The sequence below is a fragment of the Frankia umida genome, assembly GCF_023242945.1.
GTDB lineage: Bacteria > Actinomycetota > Actinomycetes > Frankiales > Frankiaceae > Frankia > Frankia umida.
In genome coordinates this window covers 1-8,455 of record NZ_JALKFT010000066.1, presented here as the reverse complement: position 1 = coordinate 8,455, position 8,455 = coordinate 1, and the positions used below count along the sequence as shown (strand labels likewise).

Genomic DNA, 8,455 nt, shown 5'->3' with positions numbered 1-8,455 from the left:
CACCGATCCCACCGACGGCCACTCCCACCTGCGCAAATACAGCCACCGAACCACTCACCCGAGCTGAACAGCTACCAGCGCCCAGCTTCCCGCATGGTCGATCGTCCGGACAGAATTCACGATCAGGTCGGCTCCCCTGTGACTGCGACACCCGACGTCGCCATTCGAGCATCTGTCCACGACCTCTTTCAGCGGAAACTCTTTTTTGAATACCGGCGATCCATGCTGTCGATGATGGTCGGCCATCGGACTTGACTCCGCCGCGAATGTGGCTCTACCGCGGGCCTGACCGTGCGGCGGGAAATCCGTCGGTCTTTCCAGAACACCACGCTCTCCACTGCTTTCCGCCAAAAGAGGCGCCACTGTGGACGACGTCGAAAGCCCTCGCCAACGCACACTGTGCCCGTCGGATAGCGCTCTGAACCCATACGTCCGGGCATGGACCGCCGCGGCGGGCCTAGCCTGGGCAACGACGGTCGGGCCGGGCGGGCCGGTGGGGCCCGGCGGACCGGTCGGCTCGGCCGGGCAGGCCGGGCAGGCGGCCGGGTGGCCGGGTGGCCGGGTGGCGATGAGGTGGAGGCGGCGGGGTGGCGGAGTTCGACGTGGTCGTGGTTGGTGCGGGGGCCAGTGGGGCGGTGCTGGCCAGCCGGCTGAGTGAACGCGCCGACCGCCGGGTGCTGCTGGTCGAGGCCGGCAGTGACCATCCGAGCACCGAGGACTTCCCGAAGGAGCTGCTCGACTCCGGGCTCATGGCGGCCATGCTGCCCGGGCATCCGAACAACTGGGGTCTGCTGGCCAACCTCACACCCGACCTGCCCTACACCGTGGCCCGGGGCCGGGTCCTCGGCGGTTCGACCGCCCTCAACGGGACGTATTTCATCCGTGGCCGCCGGGCCGACTTCGACCACTGGGCCGCCGCCGGGCTCGACGAGTGGTCCTACGAGCAGGTGCTGCCGTTCTACAGACGCCTCGAGCGGGATCTCCAGTACGGCGAGTCCGACCTGCACGGTGGGAGCGGGCCGATCACCGTCACCCGCGAGATCGCCCATCCGCATCCGGTGACCGAGGCGTTCGCCGAGGCCTGCGCGAGCCGCGGCTACCCGTACGAGGCGGACAAGAACGGCGAGCAGCCCGCCGGGTACGGCCCGCTGCCCGTGAACGCGGTCGACGGCATCCGGCTCAACACCGGGATCACCTACGTGAACCCGGCCCGCCACCGGCCGAACTTCGAGGTGCTCGCGAACACCCGGGCCCTGCGCGTGGTGCTGCGCGACCGCGTCGCGGTGGGCGTCGAGGTCGACACCGGCGGCCAGCGGCGGACCATCACCGCCGGCGAGGTGGTGCTGAGCGCCGGAGCGATCATGTCGCCGCATCTGCTGGCCCTGTCCGGTATCGGCCCCCGGGCGGACCTCGAGGCCGCGGGCATCCCGATGATCCTCGACCTGCCGGCCGTGGGCAAGGGGTTCACCGACCATCCGGACCTGTCCTTCACCTGGCGCTCCCGACGTCCGATCCCCCCGGTCACCCCCGGGACGCCGGCGTTCGAGTCGGTGCTCAACTTCCCCTCCGGTTCGGCCGCCTACGGCGAGGACCTGGAGATCATGCCGTCGCTGCGGTCGCTGGCCGACATCGCCGGCCTCGGCGCCGCCGTCGGCCGCGACCACACCGCGACGGCGCGGATGATCCGACATCCGGTGGCCACGCTGCGCGCGCTGCGCGGGGTGTCGATCAGGCGGCTCGCCCAGCAGGCCGCGCACCGCAACGAACTGTTTCTCGCCATCGCCCTGCAGCAGGCGGAGGCCCGCGGCACCATCACCACGGTCTCGGCCGACCCGCTGGCCCAGCCGCGCATCGACTACAACTACCTGTCGACCAGACGCGACCTCGCCCGGATGCGCGAGGTCGTGCGCGTCACCGTCGACCTGCTGACCTCACACCCGTTCGCAGACCTGTTCGGCGAACTCGGCGAACTCGACCGCCTCACCCTCGAGGACGACGACGCCCTCGACACCTGGATGAAGGCGCATCTGGCCACCGCCATCCACGCCAGCGGCAGCTGCCGGATGGGCGCCGCGGACGACTCCGAGGCCGTCGTCGACCAGCGGGGCCGCGTGCACGGCATCACCGGGCTACGGGTGGCCGACACGTCCATCCTGCCCACCGTCCCGTCTCGCGGCCCCGCCGCCACCGCCATCATGATCGGCGAACGCATCGCCTCGTTCATCGACCAGCCCGCCGAGCAGGGCCGTCCCGGCTAGGTCTGGACGAAGCGGGTGCCGCTGGCGGAGAGCAGGAAACCCCGGCCTCGGCCGGGTCCGCCCGGTGGGTAGGTGAAGTACCGGCCGCTGATCGGATCGGACTCCCCCGGCTCCGGTTCGAGCACCAGGCGGGTGGACGCCGACTTGAGCCGGCTCGCCGACGACGTGTAGTCGGCGGTGCGCAGTTCGCCGATGCGCGCGGTGACGACCAGCCGGACCCGCGGGTGGCGTTCCTGGAGGAAGGCGTTCAGGCTGTCGCCGAGTCGGGTCACATCGTCGACCAGCAGCAGCGTGGGCCGGTCCTCACCGGCGGCCCGCTGGGCGAGCGTGGTCGCGGCGTCGAGGTCACGGACCCGGTCAACGGCCGAGCAGCCGGTCAGCGGCGAATCCGCGGGGGCCGCCGCGTAGATGGCCACCGTGTCGCCCAGGCCGGCCCGGGCGAGCCGCGCCAGACGACACAGCAGTGTGCTCCGGCCGCTGCGGGGCGGGCCGTACACCAGCGCCGGGCTGGCTTCCGCCAGTTCCAGGCAGGCCGGCACGACCTCGCCGCCCGCGACGGTGAGACCGACCGGAAGCACCAGCATGTCACCGTCGCGGCGCGCACCCCCGTCCGCCGTCAGGTCGTCCGGTTCGACGACGGCGGGCAGGGCCCGAACACGTCGCGGCCCGGCCCCGGCGCTGGCACCGTCCGCCCAGATCGGGGGCGAGGCCGGCGAGACCATGCCCGGGATCGCCACCTGGACCTCCATCAGCAGGTCATTGCCGGTGGTCCACAGGCCACGGCCGGGCTCGCCCCGGGGGATCGCCCGCCGTCCGATGGTGAGATCGCCATAGGCGTTACGGTCGGCGAGGCGCAGCACGAGCCGTTGGGGTGCGCGGGCGGCGATCTCGCTGCGCACCCGGGTACCGACGATGGACGCGGCGACCGCCACCTTGGCCGCGGGCCCCGCGCCGATCACCGCGGCGAAGTCCTCCAGTACCGAGATCCCCTGCTTGGACGTGACGGACTCGTGCGCGTTCAGGAAGCCACCCAGGTTGTCGATCAGCAGAACCGACTGGGCCTCGGCCGCCCGCCGTGGCGCGTCCAGACCCCCCAGCCGGGCGATCCGGGCCCGCAGGAAGGCCAGCAGGTTCGCCTGCCGTTCCAGCTCGTCGCCGACGATGACGTTGCCGGCGCAGTGCTGGAGCCCGGCGAGATCCCGCAGGTCGCCGCCGGCGAAGTCCAGCACGTACAGATGCAGTTCGGTCGGCGGCAGCGCGGCGGTGAGACTGATCGCGAGCGAGGTCAGCGCGGTGCTGGCGCCGGCACCCGGAGCACCGAAGACCAGCAGGTTGCCGGCGTCGAGATGCCAGGCGATGGTGGGCTGGCGGGCATGCTCGGCCTCGTCGGGACGGTCGCCGCGGGCGAAGTACGCCGCGAGCCCGGCGGGGTTTCCGGGGATCACCTCACCCGCCCGGGCCCGGGCCCAGACCTCGTCCAACGTCAACGAGGCGGGCAGCGCCGGCGGCCAGACATCCGCGACCGGCCGTACCTGGCGCCAGCCCAACGCCAACCGGTAGGCCTGCCACACGCCGGAGATCAACCTGCCCAGCTCGGACCGATCGTCGACCTCGCCCGCTCCCTCCGCTCCACCTGCCCCACCTGCTGCGACGCCCGTCCCGCCGGCGCCGCTGCCGGCCCCGATGGCGGCGATGGCCGCGCCGCCCAGGCCCACTCCGCCCGAGCCGGCAGCGCCCAGGTTGGCAGCGCCCAGGTTGACGCTGCCCGGGCCTGTGGTGCTCGAGCTGGCGCTGTCCAGGTTGGTGCCGTCCGAGCCGAGTCCGTGCAGCAGCGTGAAGGGCGCGAGGCGGACCGCGTCCTCCTTGGTGGCCTCGACGGGGCCGGAGGGATAGCCGGCCTGGAAGGCGAGCACCCGGTTGTCGATCCGGGCCAGTCCGCGGCCGGACGTGGTGAACCGGGCGGCGTCGGGCAGGTCGATGAGACGCAGCGAGTCCTCGACGTCGAGGAGCTTGAGGGTCATCCGCAGCTGGGTGTTGCGTTTGATCTCGTCATAGTTGCGCACCGAGGCGGGACTCTGCGTCGCGAACAGCAGGTGGACGCCGAGCGAGCGGCCCCGTTTGGTCAGGTCGATGATGGTCGCCAGCTCGTCGGGGAGCTCGTCGGCGAGGATCTGGAACTCGTCGATGATCACGATGAGTCGGGGCAGTTCGTCGGCGATCTGCTCGATCTTCTGCGCGCCGCGGGCGAACAGCAGCCGTTCGCGGCGCAGCAGCTCGGTGCGCAGGTAGCGCAGGGCCCGTGCGGCCTCGTGCAGGTCGGTGTCGCTGACCAGGCCGACGCAGTGCGGTAGCCGGGTGAGCTCCTGCAACGACGTGCCGCCCTTGAAGTCGAACAGGCCGATGATCACCTGGTCGGGTGAGTACCGGGTCGCCAGGCCGACGACGATCATCTTCAGCAGTTCGCTCTTGCCGGATCCGGTCGCACCACCGAGCAGGCCATGCGGGCCGTGGCGGACGATGTCGAGCTCGAACGGCCCGTCCTCACCGAGGCCCACCGCGATCGCGAGGCTGCCGGGGTCACGGCGGGCCATCGCCCAGTGCATGCGGATGGCCTCGCCAAGCCGGTCGGACGGCTGCGCCAGATCGAACGGGACGAGGTCGGCCAGCCGCACCTGGGTCGGCAGCGGCGTCTGGCGCTCGGCGACCAGCGGATCGTCCAGGCGTGCCAGCATCCGCGCGCAGTGCTCGGCGTCGTCCGCGTCGAGCGGTGCCGGATGCGCGCCGGAGGTGACCCGACCGGTCCTGATGTCGGCCTGGGTGAGGGTGTCGTCGGGGCCGAACTCGATCAGGGTGGTGGTCAGGTTGGGGGGTGGGGCGTCCACGATGATGGCCGACGCGTCGGCCGCGAGCGCCCGGCGGAAGGCGAGGCTGGATCCGGGCCGCAGCCGCGGGCCGTCGACGATCAGCAGGGTGCGGACCGCCTGTATCCGCTCGGAGGACGCGCCGTCCGGCCGACTGAGCAGCGTCGGCGAGCCGGCGGAGCCCGCACCGGCGCCGGCGCTGGCGCCGGTCAGCCAGGCGGCGGCCTCGTCGAAGGCGCGCTGCGGGTCGGCGGCGGCGTCGATGCACCGCACCCGCGGATCCCCGGTCGTGTCGTCGCGCAGATGCGGGAGCCACTTGAGCCACTCCCAGTCGGTGGTGTCCTCGACCAGCAGGCCGATCCGCAGGTGAGCGGGCCCCTGCGCGCAGCACGCCTGGCAGATCGCCGCGCGAACCAGGCCCAGCACGTCCGGCCGCGGTCCGCGCAGCGTCACGAGCTCGCCGCGGTCCAGGCTGAACGTCAGCGGGACGGACACCAGACCCCCCGAACGGGCCACCCGCTGCCTGATCTCAGCGCCGGCCTGGTCTCCCCGTTCGACCGGTGGACGCCAGTCCAGGTGCCCGACGGCGACGAAGACGTCCAGAAAGTCGCTGTCGGTGGGACCGCGCTCCCACAGGGCCGCACCCAGCTGGTCGGCCAGGTGAACCCAGTCGGCGGCCGTCGGTGTGACATCCCAGCGGCGCCGCAGCTCCTGGTGTCGCGCCTCGTCCAGCCTGGTGTCGAACGCGACGAGTTCCGCCGCCTGCTCGGCGGCTCCGCGGCGCACTTCGCGGCGGCGACGCAGCCGGCTCTCCACGAACGAGAACACGACGATGATCGCGCCCAGCGCGGACATGAGCGCGTAGATCATCTGCCTGGTCATGACGAACAGCAGGCCGGCGAGGACCAGCGGCGCGGCCAGGGACGCCCAGTTGAACGGGCTCGCCCGGCCCGGCTCCCGGGGTGTCGGCGGCAGCGCGACGACGTCCGGTGCCCGCGGCGGCATCGGACGGGCGGTGCGGTGGAACGGCACGGTCGGGCGATGCCTGGTCGGTGCACCCAGCGCCTGGCCCGACCGGGTCACCGCAGCGCCCACGCGGGTCAGGCGCGCGATGGTGCCCCAGATCGCGAGCACCGCGCCGGGGCGCAGGACCTGGTCGTCCGCGGGGGTCTCGCCGTCCACGGTCAGTTCGTCGACCGCCCACCGGCAGGTGACCTCGTCGCCCGCCACGGTGAGCCCGGCCGCCGCCTCCTGACGGCTGTCGACTTCGACCAGTGGCCCGTCGAACGGGTCGACGACCAGCGACACCGCCTGCCCCTGCGGCACCGCCAGCCGCGACCCGGCGCCCGGGCCGGTGACAACCACCAGTTCCCACCCCGCGAGGTACGACGTGGACGCCACCCTGGGCAGCGCAACGGCCAGTTCGGCGCGAGCGGCCGACTCGGCGCGAGCGGTCAGTTCGGCGCGGGGCTGCGGCACGGGGGCCCACAGGTCCATCGCCGACCCGGCCGCCACGACGCCACCGCCCTCCAGCTCGATCATCGGCACCCGCCAGGAACCACCGCCGCCGGCCGGCCCGATCGTCGGCACCCAGCCGGAACCACCGCCGGCCGGCAGGCTGGCCGCACCTGGCCCGGCCAGGGCCTTGCGGTGCTCGGAGCCGTACCTGGCCACGGGCTCGGCCGGCGCCACCTCGACGCCATCGACGATTCCGCAGATCGCCACCGGCACCTCAGGCCCGAACGACTCGCCCTCCACCACCAGCCCGAACTCGCCGAGCGGCCCGAACAGCGCCGTACCCAGCTCCCGCACGGTCGCGTCCGCCCGGACCTCCACCGACCAGTCCCACGCCCCGCCGCCCATCGCGACCGCCCGCACCCTGATGATCATCGTGTGATCGCCCCCGTCACATGCCGCTCCCACGCATCAGCTGCGACCATCTCCTCAACCTTCTGCCACCCGAACCGAGCATCCTCCAGGCCGCAATCACGCGCGACAGGTGCTCGCTTCCAGCTCAGCGGTAACGTTCAACAATTGCTTCCGCTTTTATGAGGACCTCGAGCACAGCCAGTTTCTGATCCTCGAGCGGAGGACCAAATCCAATTATCGCGATATTATTATCTAAGTATCGCGATATCATTGACCATGCCATGGAGGGCATGGTCGTCCGAGCGGGCCACATTTGCAAGCAAGCAAGTCAGAGCCTCAAGGGCCGAGTAAGAATCATCGATTCCGACCCGATCTGAAGAGACACTCTCCCGAAGCACTCGCAGCTTCCTAAGAATTTCCGCGTTACACACCTTGCCACCACCGCCACCACCCGACCCTGCAGAATCGGAAAACCCTGGAACTATCGCCGCAATGAACCTTCCTTCCGCCCTCTAGGAAATATCTGTGATTTCGGTTCACTTCATCGGCGAGCAGAAGAAGGCAGCCGGACATTTTACCATCTACATCAGGGTTACCACACAGAACTCCACTCTGGCCGGCTACCAGGAGTCCGAGCAGCACCTAACCTGACAGCGTCCAACCTCTGCCGCCCCACTGGATTTCAACCTTGAAGCGACTCGATACAACGCCATCACGATCAAAGCCGTGGAAGAAATTCGACGACATTCCTCATAATCTGATGATGACAGACCGGGCATTTCTCGACAAACTCGTGAGTGCTCATACGTACGGACATGTCATCACTGAGAATCGGGTTACCACCATCGGCGAGCGCAGCCCGCAGCCTCGCATCACAGAACCGACAAATATAGCCCACCACCTCGGCCAAAATTGCACCGGAAAAATCCTCCTTGCACGCCCTGCCCGCTGCAACTTTCGCGTCTAGTCCGGCGAGTTCGACGCCTCGGTTCCAGTGCATCAAATAATAGATCGGCGGAAGATGAAAATATTTTACGACAACCCTTCTTATATTTCCCTGAGATGCCCAGTAAAGATCCTCGTTCGGCACGTATTTCCGCACTTCAACGTCACTTTCAAAGGGGACTTCAGCCGGCCAGTAATCGACCTCGTGCCCCACGACATCGGCACCGACTATCGCCATCTTTCAACTCCGATCATGTGTCGGACAAGGATCTCCGAGTCTGGTGAATTAGGCACTATAATAACATCTTCAACATTTACTGTTGTTGCATACACAGCTCCACCATCGGCAAATCTCATCGCCACGTCCGGGTCGGCCGTGAAAGAAATCATTGATTTTTTTCCGAAAGCGTTTATTTCAGTACCAAATTCGATGTGCGCGTCAACATACTAAGGAGAACGAAAGTAGCTGGACTCGCTACCAGTTGATGTAGGCGAGGTGGGGATCACCGAAGAATCCCATGA

At 69.3% G+C, this 8,455-nt stretch carries 3 protein-coding genes; 1 reads left to right on the top strand and 2 read right to left on the bottom strand.

Annotation, left to right across the window (positions count from 1 at the left end):
• The first annotated feature begins 587 nt into the window (after nt 1-587).
• A complete protein-coding gene (locus MXD59_RS27145) occupies nt 588-2,258 on the top strand; it encodes a GMC family oxidoreductase (RefSeq protein WP_248827120.1) in 1,671 nt (556 codons plus the stop codon).
• On the opposite strand, the gene MXD59_RS25515 is transcribed toward MXD59_RS27145, so the two are convergent.
• A complete protein-coding gene (locus MXD59_RS25515; protein ID WP_248827119.1) occupies nt 2,255-7,009 on the bottom strand; it encodes an FtsK/SpoIIIE domain-containing protein in 4,755 nt (1,584 codons plus the stop codon). The genes MXD59_RS27145 and MXD59_RS25515 overlap by 4 nt on opposite strands.
• A gap of 697 nt (nt 7,010-7,706) precedes the next feature.
• Nucleotides 7,707-8,171, bottom strand: coding sequence for a hypothetical protein (locus tag MXD59_RS25510; protein WP_248813122.1), 465 nt, complete (start codon nt 8,169-8,171; stop codon nt 7,707-7,709).
• Nucleotides 8,172-8,455: the final 284 nt, after the last annotated feature.

Bases quoted from the DNA above. Each gene is read 5' to 3' on its own strand.
- MXD59_RS25515 (WP_248827119.1), bottom strand. From the start codon at position 7,009: ATGATCATCAGGGTGCGGGCGGTCGCGATGGGCGGCGGGGCGTGGGAC.
- MXD59_RS25510 (WP_248813122.1), bottom strand. From the start codon at position 8,171: ATGGCGATAGTCGGTGCCGATGTCGTGGGGCACGAGGTCGATTACTGG.